The 21,762-nt window shown below is 41.6% G+C and carries 25 protein-coding genes and 1 pseudogene; 16 read left to right on the top strand and 10 right to left on the bottom strand.

Features of this window, described 5'->3' with window-relative positions:
• From FTV11_RS02135 to FTV11_RS02115, 5 genes are all read left to right on the top strand, one after another.
• Positions 1–369: hypothetical protein (locus FTV11_RS02135; protein ID WP_180073305.1), on the top strand; the 369-nt coding region annotated here is incomplete at its 5' end.
• Between the two features lie 61 nt (positions 370–430).
• Positions 431–880, top strand: coding sequence for an ammonium transporter (locus FTV11_RS02130; RefSeq protein ID WP_180073304.1), 450 nt, complete (start codon positions 431–433; stop codon positions 878–880).
• Positions 881–918: 38 nt separating this feature from the next.
• Positions 919–3,561 (top strand): type I DNA topoisomerase, encoded by a 2,643-nt coding sequence (topA, locus tag FTV11_RS02125; RefSeq protein ID WP_078192741.1) that lies wholly within the window; start codon positions 919–921, stop codon positions 3,559–3,561.
• Positions 3,562–3,730: 169 nt separating this feature from the next.
• The gene (locus FTV11_RS02120) at positions 3,731–4,489 is read left to right on the top strand and encodes a hypothetical protein (protein WP_180073303.1); all 759 of its coding nucleotides are present in this window, start codon (positions 3,731–3,733) and stop codon (positions 4,487–4,489) included.
• A gap of 126 nt (positions 4,490–4,615) precedes the next feature.
• Positions 4,616–5,188, top strand: a complete 573-nt coding sequence (locus FTV11_RS02115; protein ID WP_078189701.1) for an HdeD family acid-resistance protein — start codon at positions 4,616–4,618, stop codon at positions 5,186–5,188.
• Positions 5,189–5,265: 77 nt separating this feature from the next.
• On the opposite strand, the gene FTV11_RS02110 is transcribed toward FTV11_RS02115, so the two are convergent.
• Positions 5,266–5,715, bottom strand: a complete 450-nt coding sequence (locus FTV11_RS02110) for a carboxymuconolactone decarboxylase family protein (protein ID WP_180073302.1) — start codon at positions 5,713–5,715, stop codon at positions 5,266–5,268.
• An 83-nt stretch (positions 5,716–5,798) separates the two neighbouring features.
• Here FTV11_RS02110 and FTV11_RS02105 point away from each other — a divergent pair, with 83 nt between their 5' ends.
• Positions 5,799–6,929, top strand: coding sequence for a glycerate kinase (locus FTV11_RS02105; protein WP_180073301.1), 1,131 nt, complete (start codon positions 5,799–5,801; stop codon positions 6,927–6,929).
• 65 nt (positions 6,930–6,994) lie between these two features.
• Here FTV11_RS02105 and FTV11_RS02100 read toward each other — a convergent pair whose 3' ends face one another.
• On the bottom strand, positions 6,995–7,291 hold the full coding sequence (locus FTV11_RS02100; protein ID WP_180062924.1) for a hypothetical protein: 297 nt from the start codon (positions 7,289–7,291) through the stop codon (positions 6,995–6,997).
• A gap of 185 nt (positions 7,292–7,476) precedes the next feature.
• On the opposite strand from FTV11_RS02100, the gene FTV11_RS02095 reads away from it, so the two are divergent.
• The 5 genes and pseudogenes from FTV11_RS02095 to FTV11_RS02075 all read left to right on the top strand — a co-directional run bounded on the left by FTV11_RS02095 (position 7,477) and on the right by FTV11_RS02075 (position 11,171).
• Positions 7,477–9,465, top strand: a complete 1,989-nt coding sequence (locus FTV11_RS02095; protein ID WP_168377891.1) for an ATP-dependent helicase — start codon at positions 7,477–7,479, stop codon at positions 9,463–9,465.
• A gap of 86 nt (positions 9,466–9,551) precedes the next feature.
• Positions 9,552–9,803, top strand: coding sequence for an RNA-binding protein (locus tag FTV11_RS02090; RefSeq protein ID WP_078189697.1), 252 nt, complete (start codon positions 9,552–9,554; stop codon positions 9,801–9,803).
• Between the two features lie 42 nt (positions 9,804–9,845).
• Positions 9,846–10,208: pseudogene (locus FTV11_RS02085) on the top strand (ASCH domain-containing protein).
• Between the two features lie 75 nt (positions 10,209–10,283).
• Positions 10,284–10,787 carry a DUF6586 family protein gene (locus tag FTV11_RS02080; protein ID WP_111884067.1) on the top strand — a complete coding sequence of 168 codons (504 nt, stop codon included), beginning with the start codon at positions 10,284–10,286 and terminating at the stop codon, positions 10,785–10,787.
• A 105-nt stretch (positions 10,788–10,892) separates the two neighbouring features.
• On the top strand, positions 10,893–11,171 hold the full coding sequence (locus FTV11_RS02075) for a hypothetical protein (RefSeq protein WP_078192732.1): 279 nt from the start codon (positions 10,893–10,895) through the stop codon (positions 11,169–11,171).
• 78 nt (positions 11,172–11,249) lie between these two features.
• Here FTV11_RS02075 and FTV11_RS02070 read toward each other — a convergent pair whose 3' ends face one another.
• The 5 genes from FTV11_RS02070 to FTV11_RS02050 form a co-directional block, all read right to left on the bottom strand.
• The gene (locus FTV11_RS02070) at positions 11,250–11,492 is read right to left on the bottom strand and encodes a hypothetical protein (RefSeq protein ID WP_078192731.1); all 243 of its coding nucleotides are present in this window, start codon (positions 11,490–11,492) and stop codon (positions 11,250–11,252) included.
• 187 nt (positions 11,493–11,679) lie between these two features.
• The gene (locus FTV11_RS02065) at positions 11,680–13,398 is read right to left on the bottom strand and encodes a cation:proton antiporter (RefSeq protein WP_180073299.1); all 1,719 of its coding nucleotides are present in this window, start codon (positions 13,396–13,398) and stop codon (positions 11,680–11,682) included.
• A gap of 142 nt (positions 13,399–13,540) precedes the next feature.
• Complete coding sequence (gene rpmG / locus FTV11_RS02060) at positions 13,541–13,696, bottom strand: 50S ribosomal protein L33 (protein WP_001205031.1); 156 nt, start codon at positions 13,694–13,696, stop codon at positions 13,541–13,543.
• Positions 13,697–13,708: 12 nt separating this feature from the next.
• Complete coding sequence (rpmB, locus tag FTV11_RS02055) at positions 13,709–13,945, bottom strand: 50S ribosomal protein L28 (RefSeq protein WP_000048256.1); 237 nt, start codon at positions 13,943–13,945, stop codon at positions 13,709–13,711.
• A 162-nt stretch (positions 13,946–14,107) separates the two neighbouring features.
• Positions 14,108–15,556: a coniferyl aldehyde dehydrogenase gene (locus FTV11_RS02050; protein WP_180073298.1), complete on the bottom strand. Its 1,449-nt coding sequence runs from the start codon at positions 15,554–15,556 to the stop codon at positions 14,108–14,110.
• 116 nt (positions 15,557–15,672) lie between these two features.
• Between FTV11_RS02050 and FTV11_RS02045 the strand changes: the two genes are divergently transcribed.
• The 5 genes from FTV11_RS02045 to FTV11_RS02025 all read left to right on the top strand — a co-directional run bounded on the left by FTV11_RS02045 (position 15,673) and on the right by FTV11_RS02025 (position 19,353).
• The gene (locus FTV11_RS02045; RefSeq protein ID WP_168377888.1) at positions 15,673–16,374 is read left to right on the top strand and encodes a TetR/AcrR family transcriptional regulator; all 702 of its coding nucleotides are present in this window, start codon (positions 15,673–15,675) and stop codon (positions 16,372–16,374) included.
• A gap of 79 nt (positions 16,375–16,453) precedes the next feature.
• The gene (gene purU, locus FTV11_RS02040; RefSeq protein ID WP_078192727.1) at positions 16,454–17,320 is read left to right on the top strand and encodes a formyltetrahydrofolate deformylase; all 867 of its coding nucleotides are present in this window, start codon (positions 16,454–16,456) and stop codon (positions 17,318–17,320) included.
• A gap of 210 nt (positions 17,321–17,530) precedes the next feature.
• On the top strand, positions 17,531–18,295 hold the full coding sequence (locus FTV11_RS02035; protein WP_111884065.1) for a TonB family protein: 765 nt from the start codon (positions 17,531–17,533) through the stop codon (positions 18,293–18,295).
• Positions 18,296–18,325: 30 nt separating this feature from the next.
• Positions 18,326–18,949 carry a MotA/TolQ/ExbB proton channel family protein gene (locus tag FTV11_RS02030; protein WP_078192725.1) on the top strand — a complete coding sequence of 208 codons (624 nt, stop codon included), beginning with the start codon at positions 18,326–18,328 and terminating at the stop codon, positions 18,947–18,949.
• Positions 18,949–19,353 carry a biopolymer transporter ExbD gene (locus FTV11_RS02025; RefSeq protein ID WP_078189686.1) on the top strand — a complete coding sequence of 135 codons (405 nt, stop codon included), beginning with the start codon at positions 18,949–18,951 and terminating at the stop codon, positions 19,351–19,353. Before FTV11_RS02030 ends, FTV11_RS02025 begins: the two co-directional genes overlap by 1 nt.
• A gap of 84 nt (positions 19,354–19,437) precedes the next feature.
• Here FTV11_RS02025 and msrA read toward each other — a convergent pair whose 3' ends face one another.
• The 3 genes from msrA to FTV11_RS02010 all read right to left on the bottom strand — a co-directional run bounded on the left by msrA (position 19,438) and on the right by FTV11_RS02010 (position 21,735).
• On the bottom strand, positions 19,438–19,962 hold the full coding sequence (gene msrA / locus FTV11_RS02020) for a peptide-methionine (S)-S-oxide reductase MsrA (protein WP_180010195.1): 525 nt from the start codon (positions 19,960–19,962) through the stop codon (positions 19,438–19,440).
• A 159-nt stretch (positions 19,963–20,121) separates the two neighbouring features.
• Positions 20,122–20,580, bottom strand: coding sequence for an META domain-containing protein (locus FTV11_RS02015; RefSeq protein WP_180073297.1), 459 nt, complete (start codon positions 20,578–20,580; stop codon positions 20,122–20,124).
• 84 nt (positions 20,581–20,664) lie between these two features.
• Positions 20,665–21,735 (bottom strand): DUF4105 domain-containing protein, encoded by a 1,071-nt coding sequence (locus FTV11_RS02010; RefSeq protein WP_180073296.1) that lies wholly within the window; start codon positions 21,733–21,735, stop codon positions 20,665–20,667.
• Between the last annotated feature and the right edge of the window lie 27 nt (positions 21,736–21,762).

Raw genomic sequence — 21,762 nt, 5'->3', positions numbered from 1 at the left:
ACTGCTGAAACTGCTGAAACTGCTGAAACTGCTGAAACTGCTGAAACTGCTGAAACTGCTGAAACTGCTGAAACTGCTGAAACTGCTGAAACTGCTGAAACTGCTGAAACTGCTGAAACTGCTGAAACTGCTGAAACTATTGAGCAAAAATTGATTGAGATAAGAAATAAATTACTCGCTCATATGGATGTAAATAACCATACTCCTCCTAAATCTTTAAGTGGTTTTACTAGTATTTTAAAGAGATGTTTGCCTGAAGATGATGTTATTAACTCATTAGAATTATTGAGGAAATATAGATTGATAGAGGTTAATAGTAAACGGCAAGTTAGTTATAACCCGATATTGCTAACTAATATTATTCATTAAGCATGCTTGCGTTTTATATTGCGCTTATGCAACTCTAATAAAGGAATATAAAGGTTGTGCTATGGAAAATACTGGAATCTGGGTTACCGTTTTTATTGTGGTCTTTGTACTTGGGTCGATTTTTGGACTTCGAGTAAATCCTAGAGAAAAAGCCTTGGGCAATATGCGCGAGAAGGCGCGTAAGATGGGGCTGCACCCACGTTTAGTGGCTGCACCTGCTTGGACCAAGATTCCAATGGCATCTGAAAAACGTGCCAGTATGGTGGCGTATTACAGTGTGCTGATTCCAGATGCGCGTTTGCCTTTAATGCGTGCTTTAGTAGTCGATGACAAACTTGAACTGGTACATGGTGATGACAAGTTCAAGGATTTAGCCATTACATTAAAGGGCATTTATGCTATTGATATGCAGGCAAACTGTGTAGGACTCTATTGGAACGAAGAATCTGACTTAAGAGCCACACAGCTTGAAGATATGAAAGCATTTTTACATTCATTGGCTGAACTTTAAATTTTAAAAAACCTATTAAACAGGAATGATGGTTAACTATGGCGAACGCTCCTCGGTCCACATCTAAAAGTACCACAGCAAAATCTGCCGATGCTGGGAAAAAGCGTGCGTTAGTGATTGTGGAATCGCCTGCAAAAGCGAAAACAATCAATAAATATTTGGGCTCTGATTACATCGTGAAATCATCGGTGGGTCATGTCCGTGATTTACCTACAGGCGGCTCGAGTAAAACAGCAGAGAAAAAGCCAGTAACTCGTGCAAAATTAACTGAAGCTGAAAAAGCCAAAAAAGCACAAAAAGCTTTGGTTAATCGTATGGGTGTAGACCCTGAAAATGACTGGAAGGCACAGTACGAAGTCCTACCGGGCAAAGAACATGTTGTTGCGGAACTGAAAAAGCTTGCATCGCAAGTTGACGAGGTCTATCTCGCAACGGATATGGATAGGGAAGGAGAAGCGATTGCTTGGCATTTAAAAGAAGTCATTGGCGGTGATGACTCACGTTATCAACGCGTGGTGTTCAACGAAATTACCAAAAATGCCATCCAAGAAGCGTTTAAACATCCTTCTCGCCTCGATACAGATAAAGTCAATGCTCAGCAAGCCCGTCGTTTCCTCGACCGTATTGTGGGCTTTATGATCTCGCCACTCTTATGGGAAAAAATCGCCCGTGGTTTATCGGCAGGTCGTGTGCAATCTGTGGCTGTTAAACTTGTGGTTGAGCGTGAACGTGAAATTCGTGCCTTCGTTCCAGAAGAATTTTGGCAAGTTTTTGCAGATACCAAGTCGAAGAAAGACGATATCCGCTTAGAAGCGGTGAAGCAAAATGGCAAGACTTTAAAACTGCACAATAAAGCTGAAACGGATGCTTTACTGAACCTGATTAAAGATGCCGACTACACAGTTTCAGCACGTGAAGACAAACCAACCAAGGTTAATCCAAGCGCGCCTTACATCACGTCTACATTGCAACAAGCAGCAAGTACACGTTTAGGTTTTTCTGTGAAGAAAACCATGATGTTGGCACAGCGGTTATATGAAGCCGGCTTTATTACCTACATGCGTACAGACTCAACATTCTTGAGTGATGACGCTGTAAATATGGTTCGTGGTCATATTGAAACTGAGTTTGGTCAAAAATATTTACCGGCTAAACCAAATCGCTACGGCAATAAAGCTGGTGCGCAAGAAGCCCATGAAGCGATTCGTCCATCAAATGTCGCGCTAAAAGGCGATAGTTTGGTGGGTGTAGAGCGTGATGCACAGCGTCTTTATGACCTGATCTGGCGTCAGTTCGTTGCATGTCAAATGACCCCTGCAGAATATTTATCATCAACGATTTTAGTTAATGCCAATGGCGTCGAACTCAAAGCCAAAGGCCGTACATTGGTCTTTGATGGTTTCACTAAAGTGCGTGGCCAAAACAAATCGGATGATGATGTACTGTTACCTGCTGTAAAAGTCGGTGAAGTACTGAAACTTGAAAAATTAGATCCATCGCAGCACTTTACTAAACCACCTGCGCGCTTCACTGAAGCATCATTGGTCAAAGAGCTTGAGAAAAAAGGGATTGGTCGTCCATCGACGTATGCTGCGATTATCTCAACCATTCAAGACCGTGGTTATGTGAAGCTCGATAACCGTCGTTTGTTCGCCGAGAAAATGGGTGAAATCGTGACAGACCGTCTCGATGAAAACTTTAATAACTTGATGAACTATGCCTTTACCGCCGATTTAGAAGGTCAGTTGGATAAAGTCGCGGATGGTGATCGTAACTGGAAAGAGTTACTCAATAGCTTCTACGGTGATTTTAAAACACGCTTAACCACAGCTCAGGGTGAAAATGGCATGCGCCGTAATTTACCTGTAGAAGTGGATGCTGTGCACTGTAAAGAATGTGACCGTCCGATGCAAATTCGTACAGGGACTACAGGCGTGTTCTTGGGTTGTTCAGGTTATAACTTACCGCCAAAAGAGCGTTGTAAGGGAACTTTAAACCTGACACCTGTAGAATCATTGGCTGCACTGTCTGATGATGACTCGGCAGAAACAGCAGATTTAATGTCGAAAAAACGCTGTCCAATCTGTGAAACAGCCATGGATAGCTATGTGATTGATGGTGGGCGTAAGTTGCATATCTGTGGTAATAACCCAGACTGTGCTGGTTTTGAGCTTGAAGAAGGTGAGTTCAAAATCAAAGGTTATGATGGTCCAACCATTCCTTGTGACAAATGTGATGGCGAAATGCAATTGAAGACAGGCCGTTTCGGTCCTTACTTTGCATGTAATAGCTGTGACAATACACGTAAAGTATTGAAGAGTGGTCAGCCTGCACCTCCACGTGTAGATCCAATTAAAATGGAACATTTACGTTCAACCAAACATGATGACTTCTTTGTCCTTCGTGATGGCGCAGCAGGTTTATTCTTAGCTGCAAGTAAGTTCCCGAAAGTACGTGAAACTCGTGCGCCTAAAGTGGCTGAACTACGTTCTGTCGCAGATCAGTTGGATGCGAAATATCAGTTCATCTTACAAGCACCAGATGTCGATCCTGAAGGAAACCCAACATTAGTAAAATTCAGCCGTAAAAACCAAGCGCAATATATTGGTTCTGAAAATGCTGAAGGCAAGCAAACCAAATGGTCTTTGGTGTACCAAGATGGTAAGTGGGTTGAGGCTTAAGCTTTAAAATCAATAAAATGCTGACTTCGGTCGGCATTTTTTATGTCTTTTGATCAAGGATTTTTTAAAGTAAGTAATCGATTGAGCTTTTAAATTGTCCAAGACATTTTAAGAATGTTCTGTTTTAATTCTGAAAATAAATGCTAAAAATTAATTGAGATCTTGGGGAATGTGGAAAAAAATTCGGGTACTGTGTTTACTGCTGATTCTACTAGTGGTCGCAGTCAATGCCTATAAAGACAAAAACCAAGACTGGAGTAAACCGATCTTTGTATTGTTACATCCAATTAATGCCGATGGTCGAGAGAGCACTCAAGCTTATATACAGCAGCTCTCTGTCAATGATTTAAATGATGTTCAACAATATTTACAAGCGACAGCACAGAAATACCGAGGGCAACCGACTTATTTGTATTTTAAGTTAGGTCGTGAGCTGAAAGTTTTACCTCCCAAAGTACCCAATGACGCCGGTATGTTGGATGTTATCTTATGGAGTTTGAAATTCCGCTACTATGCTTGGCAACAGCATGAAAATGTAGACGGGGTTTCGAGTGTCACGCTCTTTCTAAATTATTACGATCCGAACCAAACCAAAGAACTTAAACATTCCACAGCCTTGGAAAATGGTCGAATTGGATCGGTGAATTTATTTGCATCGAATAAACAGACAGCGCAGAATAAAATCGTTTTAGCACATGAGTTATTACACGCTTTTGGTGCAACTGATAAGTATGATTTGGCTACAGGTCAGCCGATTTTTCCTGTCGGTTATGCAGAACCTGAGCGGCAGCCTTTGTTTCCACAAAGCAAAGCTGAACTGATGGCAGGGCATATTCCTACCTCACAGACGCAAAGTAAAATGCCTGAAGATTTAGCTGATACTGTGGTGAATGACGTCACAGCGATTGAACTGGGATGGAAAAAATAATGTGGATAAAACCTATCTTATCCACAGTCTAAGTCAGGAGTGTGGATAAGATTTGGACTTTTCTTTCATTTTTCTTCATCATGAAGTTGCATAATCCATTGAATAACGAATAACTTGAGAAAAAACATGAGAACAGTAGGCAACGATTTAATTCGCAGTCAGCTCCATGAAAACCGTAAGTGGTATCTCGGTTTAGGTGCTTTATTGGTGGTCTTCGGATTGGTCCTTTTGGCAGCTTTGCCATTTGCGACACTTACGGTGATTTATATTTTTGGTGTGCTGATGATGTTAGGTGGCGTAATTCACTTCATCGCGGCATTTAAAATTTTTGAAGGCGGTTACCGCTGGTTCTGGGCACTATTTGGTGTGCTGTATTTGGTTGCAGGCTATTATGCATTTACAACGCCTGTCAAAACAGCCATTGTCCTGACCAATTTATTGGCGATTATCTTGATCATTGCAGGGGTCATTCGTATCTTTAATGCTGTGCTATTTAGAGCATTTCAAGGTTGGGGATGGACGCTATTTTCAGGTCTATTGACCTTGATTACGGGTGTGATCATTTTGATGTCGCCTGATGCGCCATTTTGGGTATTAGGATTATTCTTGGCGGTTGATATTTTATTCCAAGGGGTCAACTACCTTACTTTGGCTTCTTATATTCGACGTGAAGTGCCGAAAAGCTCAGCAGAGCAGTAAGTTGCTTGCGTCTCCGATAAATAAAAAAAGAGTGCTGAGGTACTCTTTTTTTATTCACTTTTAATGTGTACAACCCGTTAAGGTTTAACGCTATAGCGGCTACTAATTGCAATTCGGTTCCATGTGTTGATGACAATCGCGAGCCACTCAATCGCACTGATTTGTTCATCTGTTAAAAAGGGCAAAGCATCTTCATAAACTGCATCGGGAACTTGGCCTTCAGCAATTAACGTGATCGCTTCGATCAAGCTCAAAGCTGCACGTTCTTTTTCATCGTAGTACGCAGTTTCACGCCATGCATTCAGTAGGCTAATACGTTCAATGCTTTCACCTGTTTTCAGTGCATCGTGTGCATGCATACGAATATAGAAGGCACATTCGTTGATTTGGGATGCACGTAATTTGAGTAAATGAGCTAATCCTTCACTTAGGCCAGCTTCATTTATTTTTTGCATTGCCAGTGCATCAAGTTCTGCAACTTTTTTATATAGCTCAGGTGCAGACTGACCTAGGTTGATTCGTGACATTTCGAACCTTTCTGATGTTTTTAGATATACCTGCTATTTTAAAACCGTTATGGTTGAGGATAAATTTTATTTTGAGCATTTAGATGACCACTTTTGTTCTTGCGCCAGATTCATTTAAAGAAAGTATGAGTGCTCAACAAGCCTGTGACGCGATGCAGCGTGCAATTTTAAAGCTCATACCTGACGCCAATGTCATCGCTGTGCCAATAGCAGATGGTGGTGAGGGAACTGTAGATGCGTTACTCAGTGCTTGCGACGGCCAAAAAGTGACGATAGCGCTTACAGGTCCTTTGCCCAATCAAGCTGTGACGACGTATTTCGGTTTGATCGACGGTGGAAAAACTGCGGTGATTGAAATGGCAAAAGCCAATGGAATTCATCTTGTCGATATTGCTCAGCGAAATCCTTTACTGACGTCAACTTATGGTACGGGCGAAATGATCCAGGCTGCTCTAGACTTCGGAGTAAGTAAAATTATTATTGGCTTGGGCGGGAGTGTGACCAATGATGGCGGTGCAGGTATGGCGCAGGCCTTGGGGGCACAATTTTTAGATGAAAATGGCTTGGAAATAGCAGTTTGTGGTGGTTGTCTGGATCAAATTAACAGTCTTGATTTGACGCAGCTCGACTCACGTTTAACGCACACAGAGATCATCATTGCTAGCGACGTCATGAATCCATTATGTGGTGAAAATGGCGCATCCCATATTTTTGGCCTGCAAAAAGGAGCAACGCAGGAGATGGTGCGTCAGTTAGATCGGAACCTCAATCATTATGCCAATGTCGTTGAAGCGACACTGGGTTGTACTTTACGTGATGTCGCAGGTGCAGGTGCTGCAGGTGGATTAGGTTTTGGGTTGATGGCTTTTGCGGGTGCATCGATGCAATCAGGTGTGGAATTGGTCATTGAACAATGTCAGTTGAATGAAAAAATAGCACAGGCAGATTATGTGCTGACAGGTGAAGGGAAAATTGATCATCAAACTAAGTTCGGTAAAACGCCATTTGGTGTGGCGCAAGTTGCAAAAAAGTTTAATAAACCTGTGATCGCCTTTACTGGTCTAGTGGGTGAGGGGATAGCAGAACTCTATGATTTAGGTTTCACACAGATTGTTGGGATTAATCCACCAGATTGTAAGTTGGAAGATGCATTAAAAAATGCGGAACTAAATTTGGAACATTGCTGTCGAAATGTGATGAGATGTTTGAAATAAAAATCAAGGTAAAATTTATGAATGCATTTAGCGAGTTTTAAGATAATCATAGTTAGAAAATATGATTAATTTGGTTGAGAATCTTTGCAATATTTTTCCATTGGTTTTTGATTTTTTGGAATTATATTTTCAATGTTTTTTATATTTTCTATTGCATTTTCTTTTGCCCGTTTCGCTTTTAATAATTCAGAATTCTCTGAAGCAATTTCATATTGTGCTTTACTCATTTTATAAGTTGCACATAAATTATCGGATATAAGCTTATGATTGCCAGAAATTAGAGCTACAGCTAGATCATCATGGAGTTGAATTCCTTTCTGATTATTTTTACTTATCAAGTGATCAAATTCAGTTTGAGTCAATTTTTTTTGCGTAAGATGGATGATTTGTAAATATTAAAAGTAATAAAACTGGCTGAAGGAAATGGCTAATTAGCTTAAAATTTTTCATAAACTTATCTTTTTCTAGTTGTAATTTTGATCCTACATTAGCATGTATTTTTTTTCAATCTGCTAAACTATACCTATCCATGAAATGATGAGTACATATGAGTTTAGCCAACCTGATTGATGAATTAAATCCTCAACAAAAACAAGCCGCAACAACAGAAGCACAGCATAGCTTGGTTTTGGCAGGAGCAGGTTGTGGTAAAACCAAAACCATCGTAGCGCGTGCAGCTTATTTAATTGATCAAGGCGTGCCTGCCAATCAAATTCAAATTTTGACTTTTACTCGCCGTGCGGCCAGTGAAATTGTCGCTCGTGTGGAGTTGGCTCTAGGTGAGCAAGCCAAAGGGTTACGTGCATCAACCTTTCATACTTTTTGTATGTACCTATTGCGCCGCATTCCAAAAGCCTTTGGCCTAGAACAGTTTTCGATTATTGATCGTGATGATCAACTCATGATGTTCCGCCTGATTCGTGGTCGTGATGATAAGAAAAACCCCAATCACTTGCCCAAGCCGAAAGAACTCTGTGATCTGTATTCCTTTGCGCGGAATACGCGCCAAAAACTCAGCATTGCTATGGAAAAGCAAATGCCTGAGTACTTTGCGTTGAAAGATCAAATCGCGGATATCATGAAAGAATACGAAGCCCGTAAACGTGCGCGTAGTTTTTTAGATTATGACGATATCTTGGCGATTGTGGCGAAAGCCTTGGCGGAATCAGATGGACTGGTCGATTATGTTGCTTCGATTTGTCGCCACATGTTGGTTGATGAAATGCAGGATACCAATCCGCTGCAATGGGCGTTACTTGAGCCACTAAAGGAACGTGTCAGTTTGTTCTGTGTCGGCGATGATGCACAGTCAATCTATGGCTTCCGAGGTGCAGACTTTGAAAATATTCATCATTTCAAAGAGCGGGTACCCGACGCACAGATTTTTAAACTTGAAAAAAATTATCGTTCAACCCAAGAAATTTTAGACCTGTCGAATTGGTTGTTGGATGAAAGCGAAATTAAATATGACAAACGCTTAGATGCCTATCGTGGTGAAGGGATTAAGCCGAAAATGCATATTTTCCCGAATGAGTTTGATGAAGCCAAATGGATTGCCATCGACATCAAAGAGCGTCATTACCTCGAAGGCAGCAAATGGTCGGATCATATGGTGCTTGTGCGTTCAAGCTTTGCTGCTCGTCATATTGAAGCGGCCTGTATTGCCGCAAATGTGCCGTATCGCTTTATCGGCGGCATGAAATTACTTGAAACAGCCCATGTCAAAGACTTGCTCAGTGTGCTGCGTGTAGTGGCCAATCCTTTAGATGATATCGCGTGGATGCGCTTTTTAACCTTGTGGAATGGTGTGGGTGATGTCGGTGCGAGTAAGTTATCGCAGCAGATTTTACTTGAGCCAGAAATGCAAGCCATTGCAACCAAGTTGGAAAAATTTGGCAAAGTGCCTGACCAAGCGATTCTGATGATGAAGCAAATGTCGGTGTTGAAAGATCAGGTCAAAGAATGTGTAAGCTTGGCTGTTCAAGCGATTTCTGAGCAGCTGGAAGAGAACTATAAAAAAGATTGGAATCGCCGTGTCGGTGATTTTGATCTGGTGAAACAATTGGCATCCAAACATACGCAGTTGAGTGAATTCTTAGAAGAATATGTCCTTGATCCAGTTTCCATTTCTGAAATTGAACGCCAATCTGACAGTGATGTCGTGACGTTAATTACTATTCATTCGGCAAAAGGAACGGAGCAAAAAGTCTGTTATGTGGCGAATGTGACACCAGGGCAATACCCGCATGCACGTGCCCAAGGCAATTTCGATGAAGTGGAAGAAGAGCGCCGCGTGTTATATGTGGCGCTGACACGTGCGCAAAATGAATTGATTTTGACTAAGCAAAACTTGAACCACTGGGCGCGTGAAACTGTCGATGAGCAAGGGCGTAAAGTAGAAAGTTACTTTATGAATGATTTAACTCGAAACCTATGTAGTTTGGAAACACATTATAAAACCCGTCAGCAAACCGTAAAAAGTGCGTTAATCGAAAGAAAATCGATTAATTTAGATTTTGGTATCGATCTCGATTAAAATAGATTTTTGACGTGATTTACACGCAAGTTAAAAAGCAAAATAGACAAATGCTTTTTGATGATGCTGTCTATTTGGAAGATTGAATGAAAATTTTAGTACGTAACTTAGAGCGTTCAGTTACTGAAGCAGAATTGGTTGAACTGTTTAAACCATTTGGCGCAGTAGAGTCTGCTGTTGTTGTTATGGATGCAAGCACAGGTAAATCGAAAGGGTTTGGTTTTGTCGAAATGCCAAATGGTCGTGAAGCTGTAAAAGCGATTAAAGGCCTGAATACTTTGAAAGTCAAAGGTGCGGGTATTCGCGTAAAAGCGGCTGAAGATAAGCCTAAAGCATAAATTCAAAAAGGAGCGTAACGCTCCTTTTTTTATCGGTGATCTATGAAAAAATGCTACTCAGCTTTGTCTATTGTTGCGCCATCTGGTTCGAACATTGCGTGTGGGCTTAAAACGCTTGAAGTCCGCTCATGGCAGCCCGAACATTTGCCTTTAAAAGATTTAGTGATCGTGGAAAATCAACGCTACTTACATGAAAGCGGAGATGAAGATATTGGACGTGCAGTGGCGAAGGTCGATGTATATGACGTTCATGCATGGACTGAAACAGAGGTAGAGCAAGCGTAGGCGACATATTGGGCAGCAGGGTACTGGGCTTGGCGTCTGGAAAATATCAGGATGATTGATTGGGATATGCCTGTTCCTGCCAAGCGTGACATTTATTTAATTGAAATCGATCATCCATAATATTTATTGTGAATTTCCTAAAAATCCGTTTAAGCTTATTCATGTAGAAAAACGCCAAAATTTAGGGAATTGTTCATGTCTCGTGTTGCTCGCTTTCATGCTGATCGTACCAATCAAAAGTTATATTTTAGCCGTCTTGCATGTCAGCAAGCCGAGCAGACCGATCATGTTCAACAAGCTCAGGCTTATCGCGAAGCAGCGGTTTTTCATTTGCATGGTGCAGTACTTGCGTTTTTACAAGAGTTGGTGCGTTACTATCGTTTAAATGAGCCTGCGCCCACGTTAAAGTCGATTGAAACGCTGATGGCTGAAAAAGGTCAGGTATCACCTGAAGTGACTGTTATGCAGCAATTGGCAAAGCAGGGCTTTATTGCAGAGCTGAAACGCGCACATCGTATGTGTCAGTATGCACCTGAACCGTCTGCACCAGAGCCAGAAGATGAAACGTCTTCAAATTTAATTATTAAAGTCACTCAAACACCGCAAGCATGGTTGCCAGATACCGCTATTTTGCGTGAATGGCATCGTGATCTAACCCAATTGATTGATGGATTTCGTAACGAGATGGTGGAGTTCTAATTGGACTATTGCTACTTGAAATAAATTTATTTAACCCGATATAAGATTATCTAAGTAATACAAAGTGCAGATGCCTTTATCACCATGTTGCGCATGGAGGGATATATGTCTATAGAACAGTTGAAAGAACTCTTTGGGAACCAGGAAGCAATTTTAGAGCTGGTTCAATTGGAAGGTGGTGAGTTGGCATTGCGTAATGCAGGCTCAGAAAAAGAGCCTTTGGTGACTATCCAATTCAATGAAGAATTACGCAATATTTTGGGCGATCAAATGAGTGTGATCGCTCAGCAAATGATTCAGGCTGCATTGTTTGGTTTGTTAGAAAAACAAGTGGATGAATGGCATGCCGAAGTGGTTGATGAAAAGCCCAAATATATGAGCTAATCATATAGCTGCTGACTTTGCGGATCATGATAATGAAAACGCACCTTTCGGTGCGTTTTTTTATGCCCAAAATGACACTTAGACTGTGCCCAGTTCAGTAGGTGAGATCAGTATCGAACCTAAAAATACAATAAAGACCCCGATGAGCTGTAAGAAAAAAGGATTTTTGGCATCTTGCCAATACAGAATCAGAAAGACGATGGAAATGGGATAAAACAATAGACAGCCCAGTCCCCATAAAATACTGGTTTTAAATGCAGCGATGAGAAAGCCCAGACCGCCAATTAAAATAATGGCAAGGCCTAAATAGAGGATGTACATGTTTTTCTCGTTTCTTGTTTGAAGTATTTAACATGATGCTTCGTTTGATGCTCATTTTATCAATATGTTTTTTAAATTCAATTATTTGTAATTTTAAAATTACTGAATTATATCAATTAAAAAAAGGCGATGCTTTAATGCATCGCCTTTTGGGTTTTGCTCATAAGAACTTAATTAGGCACTTAGTTTAGTGTGTCGGAGTTTGGTGATGGGCAATTTGGATTTGATTTAAAATATGATTGCTCATATTTTTCGCCATTTCCTCTTTGGCATAATAAACCTCACCGATATTGTCACGACGAATGACTTCAGCTTCTTCTTTACTTTCCGCACACACCAATACTTGGATAGAAGGATTCAGCATTTTGGCAATATCGACAATTTTATGAATATCTAAAATATCCATAGGTGAAATGACCAAAAGGCGTGCGTGTTGAATATGGGCCTGAATTAAAACACCCGGTTCTGTTGCTACACCGGATACCGCAGCGATGCCTTTTTCCCGCAAGTTTTCCACGATTTCACGGTTTTCTTCAGCAATAACCACTTTAATGTTTTCATTCATTAATTCACGGGTAATGCGACGACCGACTTCACCATGACCAATCAGTACCACCTGATCACGTAGATAATCCTGTGAGACCTCATCCGGCAACATGGCCAATGGGTCACTACTACGTTCCAGTAAACGGGCCAAATTCGAGCGCTCACGGATGAGTCGCTGCATAGGCTCGATTGCAGAAAATACAAATGAATTCAGCGTAATCGAGATTAATGCACCTGCCAGTATCAGGTTTTGTCCTTCCATAGAAAGGAGGTTTAGAGATACACCCAAGGTCGCCAAAATAAATGAGAACTCACCAATTTGCGCCAAGCTTGCCCCAACGGTTAATGCGGTATTGATGGGGTAGCGGAAGAACAATACTAATGCCATTGCAGCGATGGTCTTACCAATCATGATAATACCGACCACAGCTAAGACGTGAAGCGGTTGTTCAATCAAGATCCGTGGATCAAACAGCATGCCGACGGAGACGAAAAACAGAATCGAAAAAATTTCACGAAGCGGAAGGGTTTCTTCTTCTGCACGGTGACTAAAGTCAGACTCTTTGACCACCATACCGGCAAAAAATGCGCCCAGTGCCATGGATACACCAAATACCTTGTAGGCACCAAAGGCAATAGACACGGCTGCTGCAACCACAGTGAGCGTGAATAATTCACGTGAGCCTAAGCGTGCAACCACTTGCATAATCATTGGCACTAAACGTTTACCAATGATCAGCATGAAGGCAATAAAGCCAGCAACTTTGAGTAAAGTTAGACCTAAGGTCAGCCAAATATTTTCATCAGCACTGCTTTCTGTGAGCGGTTGGCCGCCAAGCAGTACGGCAGTAGCAGGCAGAAGGACCAGGACCAAAACCATCACCAAGTCTTCAACCAAGAGCCAACCCACGGCAATTTTACCATTGACGGAGTTGAGTAAACCGCGATCACCTAAGGCTTTGAGTAGAACGACAGTACTTGCACACGACAAACTTAAGCCAAACACTAAGGCTGAGCCCATGCTCCAGCCCCAAAGCATGGAAATTCCCATACCGAGTAAGGTCGCCACTGCAATTTGTAAAATGGCACCCGGGAGGGCAATACGACGGACTTGCATCAAATCATTGAGTGAAAAGTGCATACCCACGCCAAACATCAGGAACATGACACCGAGTTCGGCCAATTGGTTAGCGAGATGGATATCGCCAACTACCCCAGGTGTGTTTGGGCTAATAATAATACCGGCAATCAGATAGCCGATAAGGGGAGGAAGTCGCAGGCGTGCAGCAATATAGCCAAAAATTAAGGCAAAACCAAAGCCAACAGCAAGTAATATTATGAGTTCTACATCATGAGGCACTAAAAACTCCTTAAGCCTAAGTTAAGGGTAAAAAAGACAAGCACAAAAAGTGCCAAAAAGCATTTTGAAAGTTTAGCAATTCGAATAAAAAAAATGCAAAAAAAAACGACCTAAGTAGGTCGTTTTTTTCAAAAAACTAAAATTATTTGATTTTAGCTTCTTTGAAGATTACGTGTTGACGGATTTTTGGATCAAATTTTTTGATTTCCATTTTTTCCGGCATAGTACGTTTGTTCTTAGTGGTAGTGTAGAAATAACCTGTACCAGCAGAAGAAACTAGGCGAATTTTATCACGCATGTTCGTAGCTCCTTAGATCTTTTGACCTTGAGCACGTAGGTCAGCAACAACCTTTTCGATGCCCAATTTGTCGATAATACGCATACCTTTAGTAGTTAGACGAAGACGTACGAAACGTTTTTCGCTTTCTAACCAAAAACGGTGGTGATGCAGGTTCGGCTCGAACCGGCGTTTAGTTTTGTTGTTGGCGTGTGAGACGTTGTTACCAACGACTGGACGCTTGCCGGTAACTTGGCAAACCTTAGACATGGTGTAACTCCATTGATTTAGCCAACAGCAAATCTGTATGGCCAGTCAAAAAAAACATTGAATTCATTCAAGGGGCGTTTTATATCAAAAATGCGCTTAAAAGACAAGCGATTTTGCATAAAACGAACGATCACCTAGTGTGATCGTTCATGCCTTGATCGTTTATCGAAGAAGTGTCTTCGAAATCAGTTTGTGGATCGGCTTATTGAACGGTGGAAGAATGAATTTCAAACTATAGAGTTTTGGATTCGACATCACCGAGCGTTCATGCGACAAACTGAAGAAACCTTCTGGACCATGATATTTCCCCATACCCGAAGCCCCCACACCGCCAAACGGCAGGTCATCTTGAGCAACATGGGTTAATACCGTGTTTTGTCCGAAATGTCCTGAATGGGTACGTGTTGCGACATAGTCGGCACGTGCCTGATCAAAGTCGAAATAGTATAAAGCAAGTGGACGAGGACGGCTATTAATAAAAGCAATAACCTCGTCAATTTGATCATATTCCATGATCGGAAGGATCGGACCGAAGATTTCATGCTGCATAATTTGCATGTCTGGAGTGACACCCGTTAAAACAGTCGGTGCAATTTTACGTACAGCGTCCACATCTTCATTTTGTGGGTTAAAACTGATGATTTGTGCGCCTTGATCACGCGCATCTTCTAAATAACCTTGTAGGCGGTTGTACTGCTTGTCATTAATAATCGAGGTGTAGTCCTGATTTTGGGCAATACTTGGGTACATGGCTTCAACGCACACTTTATAGTGATCTAAAAATTCAGCTGTTTTACCACGAGGTAAGAACACATAGTCAGGTGCAACACAAGTTTGACCTGCATTCCAAAGTTTACCAACAGCAAGACGCTGTGCGACATCTGCTAGGTCAATAGACGGATGAACCAATACAGGTGACTTTCCGCCTAATTCTAAAATCACCGGAACTAAGTTTTCAGACGCTGCCGCCATGACGGTTTTACCGACATTGGTCGAGCCAGTAAAAATCATTTTGTCGAAGGCAAGGTGACTAAACGCATCTGAAATTGGGCCACCACCGTTGACGACTGCGACCAATTCTTGAGGAAATGCTTCTGCGAGAGCTTTTTCGAGCACATCACCGAATGCCGCAGAGGCACTCGAAATTTTGATCATGGCATGGTTGCCCGCAGCCAAAGCACAAATCAGTGGGCCTATAGAAAGAAGCAGTGGGTAGTTCCATGGCGTAATAATGCCGACGACACCAAGCGGTTGATATTGCACCCATGCTTTTGCAGGTTGATGAATAATTCCGACATGGCGTTTGGATGGTTTCATCCAGTCTGTCAAATGCTTGCTATAATATTTGATGTGTTCAAGACATGTGAGCAACTCACCAATCTTGGTTTCACCAATAGAACGGTTACCATAGTCTTGATTAATTGCATCAGCAAATTGATCTTGATACTTAACTAAGATACGCTTAAGCCGAGCCAAACGGTCTATACGTTCCTTCGCTGTAGGCGATGGGTAACGTAAATACGCTTGTTTCTGCTGTTCCAACATATTGTTGAGATGCTGGTGATCAAAAGAATGTGGTGTCATTGAAGTTGTTTTTGTTTGACTATTCATGTCGCACGACCATATCCAAATTAGCGATTAATTAATTTTTAGAGCAAATACTCTAAATAGTCAAGTTACTTTATGTGTTAGTGTTCTAATGCTTTGAAATAAATGGTTGTTTTAGGATGTCTCACACCAAAACCTTAAAAACGAAAGAACGTATTTTGCAGCTGAGTTTGCAGTTGTTTAATGAGCGTAGCGAGCGTTCAGTGACAACCAATCATATTGCTGCTGAACTGGGAATGAGCCCAGGTAACTTGTATTACCATTTCCGAAATAAAAGTGAAATTATTAAGGAATTAATGGAGCAATATCAGCATGAAACGCTAGAAATGTTAGCGCTTCCTGATGATCGTCAGCTTGATGCCAATGATAAAATTCGCTATTTCCAAGTGTTAAGTAGCCAATTATGGGCTTATCGCTTTTTACATCGTGATGTTTATCACTTGGTCGAAAATAATGAAGATTTCCGCAAAATGTATCCACGTTTTGCCGGTCAAGTCATGCAACAAGGGCAGAAAATTTATCGTGCCTTTGTTGACGCAGGCTTAATGCAGATGACCGATTCTGAAATTGAGGCCTTAACCATTAACTTGTGGATCGTGCTGACCAACTGGACCAACTTCCTTTATATGTCTGGCCATATTACTGACTCAAACACTTTGGAAGAAAAGTGGGTGTGGCAAGCACTACGACAAATGGTGTTCTTAGAAGGTGCATATCTACGTGGTGAAAGCCGTGAAACCTATGAGCGATTGCTCGAAACTTTAGGGCCGTCGGACTTATTTGCAAGTCTTTCAAACGCAAAGCATCAGGTTACTGAATAAGACTATTTAGTCTGGCTTTAAAAAGCGTTAGAATACTCGGCTCTTTTTTCAATTTAACTGATTAGTGATATAAACCAACATGAATATGTCGACCGCTAACACAGCACGCTTACTCATTACCTGTGAAGATAAACCGGGGATTGTGCAAGCTGTATCGAGCTTTTTGTATCATCAGGGAGCAAATATTACCGCACTTGATCAATACGCGACTGAAGCTCAAGGGGGGCGATACTTCATGCGTGTTGAGTTCGAATTGGACAATTTACAAAGCCGTAAAGAAAGTCTAACTCAAACATTTGCGAGCAATGTTGCTGAGCGTTACAACATGCACTGGCGTTTAGCTTTAGTCAGTGATGTGAAGAAAGTCGGTATCTTGGTGTCTAAAGTTGACCATGCATTGCTTGAGCTGTTATGGCGTCATGCACGTGGTGGTTTGCCATGTGAAATCACCAAAGTCGTGTCTAATCACGATGCTTTACGTGAATCTGTAGAAAATTTCGGTATTCCGTTTGAAGTGGTTCCCGTGAACAAAGAAAACAAACGTGAAGCTTATGAGCAAATTGATCAATTGATGCAAGGCAATGATTTATTGGTTCTTGCTCGTTATATGCAAATTTTAGACGAAGAATTTGTTCAAAAATGGGAAATGAAAGTGATCAACATTCACCATTCATTCCTCCCAGCCTTTGTTGGTGCGAACCCATATAAGCAAGCGCATGAAAAAGGTGTGAAGTTGATTGGTGCGACAGCGCATTATGTGACTGCTGATCTTGACCAAGGGCCGATTATTGAGCAAGACGTAGAGCGTGTAAGCCACGACTTTACTGTTGAACAATTGCGTGAGTTAGGTCAGGACGTAGAACGTAATGTGCTCGCACGTGCAGTCAAATGGCATCTTGAAGATCGTATTATTGTCGATGGTAATAAAACTGTTGTATTTCAATAAAACGAGATGAATTTTTGAATAAAAGGGCATACTTTAGGTATGCCTTTTTTATATTATGATTAAAAAAAGTCATTAAAACTGACGAATTAATAGTTGCAAATGAAAACACTTCTCATTTATTATTGCCGTACTTTAATTGTGCTAACCGATGAGCATGATTGTATTTTTGACAAAATAAATGCAATCGCTTCTTCAAGGTAACTGAGTTTAATGAGTCAATCTCCCGCTCCAATGATGCAATCACCTAACCCGATGAAAAAGAAAATCATTACTGCGCTTCTCGCTGTTGTGGTAGGGCATATGGGAGTATTGTGGGCGGTCAGCAATATGAAAGCACCAGAACTTAAACCGATTGAAAAAGATCCGATTAAAGTTCGTTTTGTGAAGATTGTTGAAGAGAAAAAACCTGAACCTCCAAAGCCAAAACCAGAACCGAAGAAAGAGCCACCAAAGCCAAAAGAAGTTAAAATTGTAGATAAGCCTTTACCACCTCCACCGAAGAAAGTGGAAAAAGTGGAACAGGTGAAAAAGAAAGATGCGCCGAAACCAACTGTTGAAGCGGTCAAAAACGTACCACCAACACCTGTTGTTTCAACTGTGGTTTCTGAAACGAAAGTCGTTCGTGTTGAACCAACACCTCCGGCACCTGTTGCACCACCACCTGCGCCTCCAGCACCACCTGCGCCACCGACACCTAAAACAGTCAGCATCGGTAATGGTGTCAGTTGGATTAAGAAACCTAATGTTCAATTTGAAGATGGTGAATTAAAAGCGTCGTGTACAGTTGAAGTTGCGATTGCAGCAAGTGCTGAAGGTAAAGTCGAATCAGCAACGATTAAAAACTCGACTTGTGGCGCTGCTGTGAACCGTAAAGTGACTGCAGCAGTGAAGCGTGCGCGTTTATCCAAATATATTGATAATGGTGTTGCAACTCCGACGCGAGTTGATCAACCATTTAACTTTAAACTTAATTAAGATTCCGGCTAACCCATTAGGAGTTCGAATATGAACTTTTCAGTTTATTGGCAACATGCAGATGCAGTCAGCAAAACACTGTATTTCGTGTTACTTGCAATGTCGATTGCGACTTGGACGATCTTCGTTCTTCGTATTATGGGCACACGTCAGCTCAAACAAGTGGCGTATAACCACCTTGCAGATGCACTAAGCAAACTGAAAGCGAAATTTGCTCCTTTGGCTTTTGAACAACGTAAGGCTGTGGCTGAACAAGCATTACTACGTCAAATTTCGGTAGAAAAAGCTAATGCTGAAAAAGGCGTATCTGTATTGGGTACGATTGCTTCAATTGCACCGTTCGTAGGTTTGTTCGGTACAGTGTGGGGTATTTTCCATGCCCTTGTAGCAGTGGGTAAAAGCGGTCAAGCGGGTTTAGCGCAAGTGGCAACTCCAGTCGGTGAAGCTTTGATCATGACCGGTCTTGGTTTGGCTGTGGCGATTCCTGCGGTATTGGCTTATAACATCTGTGTTCGTTTTAACCGTACACTGTCGAATGAATTGCAAGATCAAGCGCATGGTTTATTGATTGATACTATGTTGCAACAAGAATCTGCAGCGAAGAAAGAAGACGTGAAAACTGCACAGCAAAGTTTAGCTGGAGGTCAAGCTTAATGGCTTTTCAATTGGGTGAAGACAACGATGCTGGCATGAATGAGATGAACCTCATTCCGCTCATCGATATTATGTTGGTATTGATGATCATCTTCTTGGTGACTGCGACTGTTGCCAACCCATCAATTCCATTAACCTTGCCACAAACGACTGCAGAAGTGATTGATCTGCCGCCTGAAAGCGTAACCATCAGTATTAACTCAGCGGGTGATATCGCTTGGAATGGTGATATTGTGACGCTCGAAGATTTAGAAAGTCGTCTAAATACAGCTGGTCAGCAAGAACGTAAGCCTGCATTGGTCTTAAAAGCCGATAAAGAATCACGTTATGACACAGTTGCACAAGTGATGTCGCGTGCGAGTGGAGCCGGACTCAGCGATATCGCCTTTGCCAGTGATAACTAAGCACTGAGCAAAGATAACTAAAAAAAGCGACTGAAATGTCGCTTTTTTTATGTCTCTATTTTGAAAAGACGTCGTACAAATAGATCACTCAGATTTGAGTAGGTCTTGAAATTTGCTACGTAATTTCATGAGTTTAGGTGGTATTGAGAAATTACAATAGCCTTGGTTTGGGTTACGTGCAAAGAAGTTCTGATGATATTCTTCGGCAGGGTAGAAGGTCGGCATTGGACTCAGTTCAGTCACGATATTGATGCCTTCAGCTTTTAATTCTTCAATACGTTGTTCAGCGATTTGCTTTTGTGATTCGTCTTGATAGAAAATCACTGAGCGATACTGTGTACCGACATCATTGCCTTGACGGTTCAGCGTAGTGGGATCGTGGGTTGCGAAAAATACATCCAGCAATTGGCTAAAACTGATTTGGCTGTCATCAAAATTGATCTGAATGACTTCTGCATGTTGGGTATTTCCCTCACAGATTTGCTCATAGCTTGGATGCTGAGTAATTCCCCCTGCATAACCACTGACAACTGTTTGCACGCCCTGAAGTTGTAGAAAAACTGCTTCTACACACCAAAAGCATCCACCACCAAATACCGCTTGTTGCATAGTGAAATCCTATCTTGTTCCCTGATGTTTAATATGGGGTTATAGCTAAAAACTGCAATGTACGTCTGTATATTAATCACAAGTTTATGTGCATTAAATGTCTCTGGCATGACTGAACAGTGAATAAAAAAGTCTGCCGAAGCAGACTTTTAAAATGATTTAACGCGGTTGAACGGCGCTTTCATATTGAATTAATAAATTGCCATGACGGTCTAGTAATTTCAAAGTTTTTCCAAAAACTTGATAATGCGTTACCTTTTCGAGTGCTGCATGGTACTGTCGGTCTAGCCCATTGTTATTGAGACAAGCCATCTGTGTCGCTGCAATCGGGCCAAACGTTATGGTGTCTTTGCCAGCATTATAGCCGCCCATTATACGATTACAGCCGTCTGCACCTGAGACACGTTTTGAAGCCGCATCGAATTGAATGCTTGGAATATTATGCGCATTGGGTGATGTTTTAATTGGGGTGTTACCAATTTGAGTGGCAATCCAAGTACGGTTTTGTAATAGGTTTAAATTTTCAGTTATGGTGTTGTCTTGTGCAGGCATTGTTTCACAGCCTGTCACCACTAAAGTTGAAACCAAAGTTGCAGCAACAAATATTTGTTTTAGCATCGGAATTTCCCCGTGGAGGCATTTCAACTATCTAAGCAAATATCGCACAGATAAGCTAGCCATATTTGTATCAATATTTAAGAATTACAATTGATTGGCGCTTGGATTAGACTGTGAATGCGGCAAACCTTGTCGGATTAACTTCGAATATTGTTCACTGCTCAGTTGCTTAATTTGAGAGACGCGGGGGTTAACATGGGCTTTTTGATACCATGTTTTCATATCCCAATTTTGGTCTATGGCATGAAGGTCATGCAAATAATTCGGCAAATAACCCGATGCGAATAAGCGGTAATCGGTTGGAAGCTGATGTTTGGAAACCGCTTGAATCATGTCAAACACCAGTGTTGTACAATTACTGGTGAGCGTGTTGTACCATTTGGGTTGAGTCTGTAGTTCATCGGCTTTATGCAGATATTCAATAAACAGCGCCTGCATTTCAGATTTTGGCATGTTTACGGGGAAGAAATAGACCTGTTCACCGCGTGTGTTGCTGCGGGTATAGATGATATCTTTTTCATCTGATGCAATGAGGCTCAGTTCATATTTACGGAAAAAACCACCAATCGCAGAGAATTCTTCATTTTTCTCTTTGCGAATTTCAATCGAAAACGTCAGCGGTGGTCGGTCAGCAAAATCAAAACTGACCAGTGTATGTGCAATTTTCGGCCCCATCCAATACGAGGTAATGATGTTGACGCCATTGATTTGACTTAGGTCATATTGGCGGGTTTCCCAACGCGGGGTATAGCTGCCATCGGCATGCCAGTCGAAATTACGCACATTGTGTAAGGTGACCAGATTGCCTTGCTTTTCATAATGCAGAATTTCTGCCACTTCAGGATTCCATTCACGATCTTGGCGTGCCTCCATGCCAAAATACCAAAATAGACCACAGATAAAGCCCACAATATAAATCAAGACATCTTTACGACGGCTAAAAAAGTGTTGGGTAATATAGATGCCTAAAATGCTCAGGGCAAAAGCGATCCAGATCCCAATGATAATGCGGCTGCCTAACCAGCCTGCCGGTTGCTGTATCCACAGGGCGGCACAGAGCCAAATCGAAGAACAGAGGACAAACACACTAAATAGAGAATGAAGAATACTTCGCCCTATTTTTTTGAAGATTGCTTGTTGGTCACTCTGTTGCATATTTTTCTTTTAGCTTAAGATTTTTCT

This window comes from Acinetobacter sp. YH12231 (assembly GCF_013417755.1).
Lineage (GTDB): Bacteria > Pseudomonadota > Gammaproteobacteria > Pseudomonadales > Moraxellaceae > Acinetobacter > Acinetobacter amyesii.
Note: the sequence above shows the minus strand (reverse complement) of the source record. Positions and strands in the feature narration are given on the sequence as shown.

What these genes read in the sequence shown, in the direction of transcription:
- FTV11_RS02130 (WP_180073304.1), top strand. Translation starts at nt 431, where the DNA reads ATGGAAAATACTGGAATCTGGGTTACCGTTTTTATTGTGGTCTTTGTA.
- topA (WP_078192741.1), top strand. Translation starts at nt 919, where the DNA reads ATGGCGAACGCTCCTCGGTCCACATCTAAAAGTACCACAGCAAAATCT.
- FTV11_RS02120 (WP_180073303.1), top strand. Translation starts at nt 3,731, where the DNA reads ATGTGGAAAAAAATTCGGGTACTGTGTTTACTGCTGATTCTACTAGTG.
- FTV11_RS02115 (WP_078189701.1), top strand. Translation starts at nt 4,616, where the DNA reads ATGAGAACAGTAGGCAACGATTTAATTCGCAGTCAGCTCCATGAAAAC.
- FTV11_RS02110 (WP_180073302.1), bottom strand. Translation starts at nt 5,715, where the DNA reads ATGTCACGAATCAACCTAGGTCAGTCTGCACCTGAGCTATATAAAAAA.
- FTV11_RS02105 (WP_180073301.1), top strand. Translation starts at nt 5,799, where the DNA reads ATGACCACTTTTGTTCTTGCGCCAGATTCATTTAAAGAAAGTATGAGT.
- FTV11_RS02095 (WP_168377891.1), top strand. Translation starts at nt 7,477, where the DNA reads ATGAGTTTAGCCAACCTGATTGATGAATTAAATCCTCAACAAAAACAA.
- FTV11_RS02090 (WP_078189697.1), top strand. Translation starts at nt 9,552, where the DNA reads ATGAAAATTTTAGTACGTAACTTAGAGCGTTCAGTTACTGAAGCAGAA.
- FTV11_RS02080 (WP_111884067.1), top strand. Translation starts at nt 10,284, where the DNA reads ATGTCTCGTGTTGCTCGCTTTCATGCTGATCGTACCAATCAAAAGTTA.
- FTV11_RS02075 (WP_078192732.1), top strand. Translation starts at nt 10,893, where the DNA reads ATGTCTATAGAACAGTTGAAAGAACTCTTTGGGAACCAGGAAGCAATT.
- FTV11_RS02070 (WP_078192731.1), bottom strand. Translation starts at nt 11,492, where the DNA reads ATGTACATCCTCTATTTAGGCCTTGCCATTATTTTAATTGGCGGTCTG.
- rpmG (WP_001205031.1), bottom strand. Translation starts at nt 13,696, where the DNA reads ATGCGTGATAAAATTCGCCTAGTTTCTTCTGCTGGTACAGGTTATTTC.
- rpmB (WP_000048256.1), bottom strand. Translation starts at nt 13,945, where the DNA reads ATGTCTAAGGTTTGCCAAGTTACCGGCAAGCGTCCAGTCGTTGGTAAC.
- FTV11_RS02050 (WP_180073298.1), bottom strand. Translation starts at nt 15,556, where the DNA reads ATGAATAGTCAAACAAAAACAACTTCAATGACACCACATTCTTTTGAT.
- FTV11_RS02045 (WP_168377888.1), top strand. Translation starts at nt 15,673, where the DNA reads ATGTCTCACACCAAAACCTTAAAAACGAAAGAACGTATTTTGCAGCTG.
- purU (WP_078192727.1), top strand. Translation starts at nt 16,454, where the DNA reads ATGAATATGTCGACCGCTAACACAGCACGCTTACTCATTACCTGTGAA.
- FTV11_RS02035 (WP_111884065.1), top strand. Translation starts at nt 17,531, where the DNA reads ATGAGTCAATCTCCCGCTCCAATGATGCAATCACCTAACCCGATGAAA.
- FTV11_RS02030 (WP_078192725.1), top strand. Translation starts at nt 18,326, where the DNA reads ATGAACTTTTCAGTTTATTGGCAACATGCAGATGCAGTCAGCAAAACA.
- FTV11_RS02025 (WP_078189686.1), top strand. Translation starts at nt 18,949, where the DNA reads ATGGCTTTTCAATTGGGTGAAGACAACGATGCTGGCATGAATGAGATG.
- msrA (WP_180010195.1), bottom strand. Translation starts at nt 19,962, where the DNA reads ATGCAACAAGCGGTATTTGGTGGTGGATGCTTTTGGTGTGTAGAAGCA.
- FTV11_RS02015 (WP_180073297.1), bottom strand. Translation starts at nt 20,580, where the DNA reads ATGCTAAAACAAATATTTGTTGCTGCAACTTTGGTTTCAACTTTAGTG.
- FTV11_RS02010 (WP_180073296.1), bottom strand. Translation starts at nt 21,735, where the DNA reads ATGCAACAGAGTGACCAACAAGCAATCTTCAAAAAAATAGGGCGAAGT.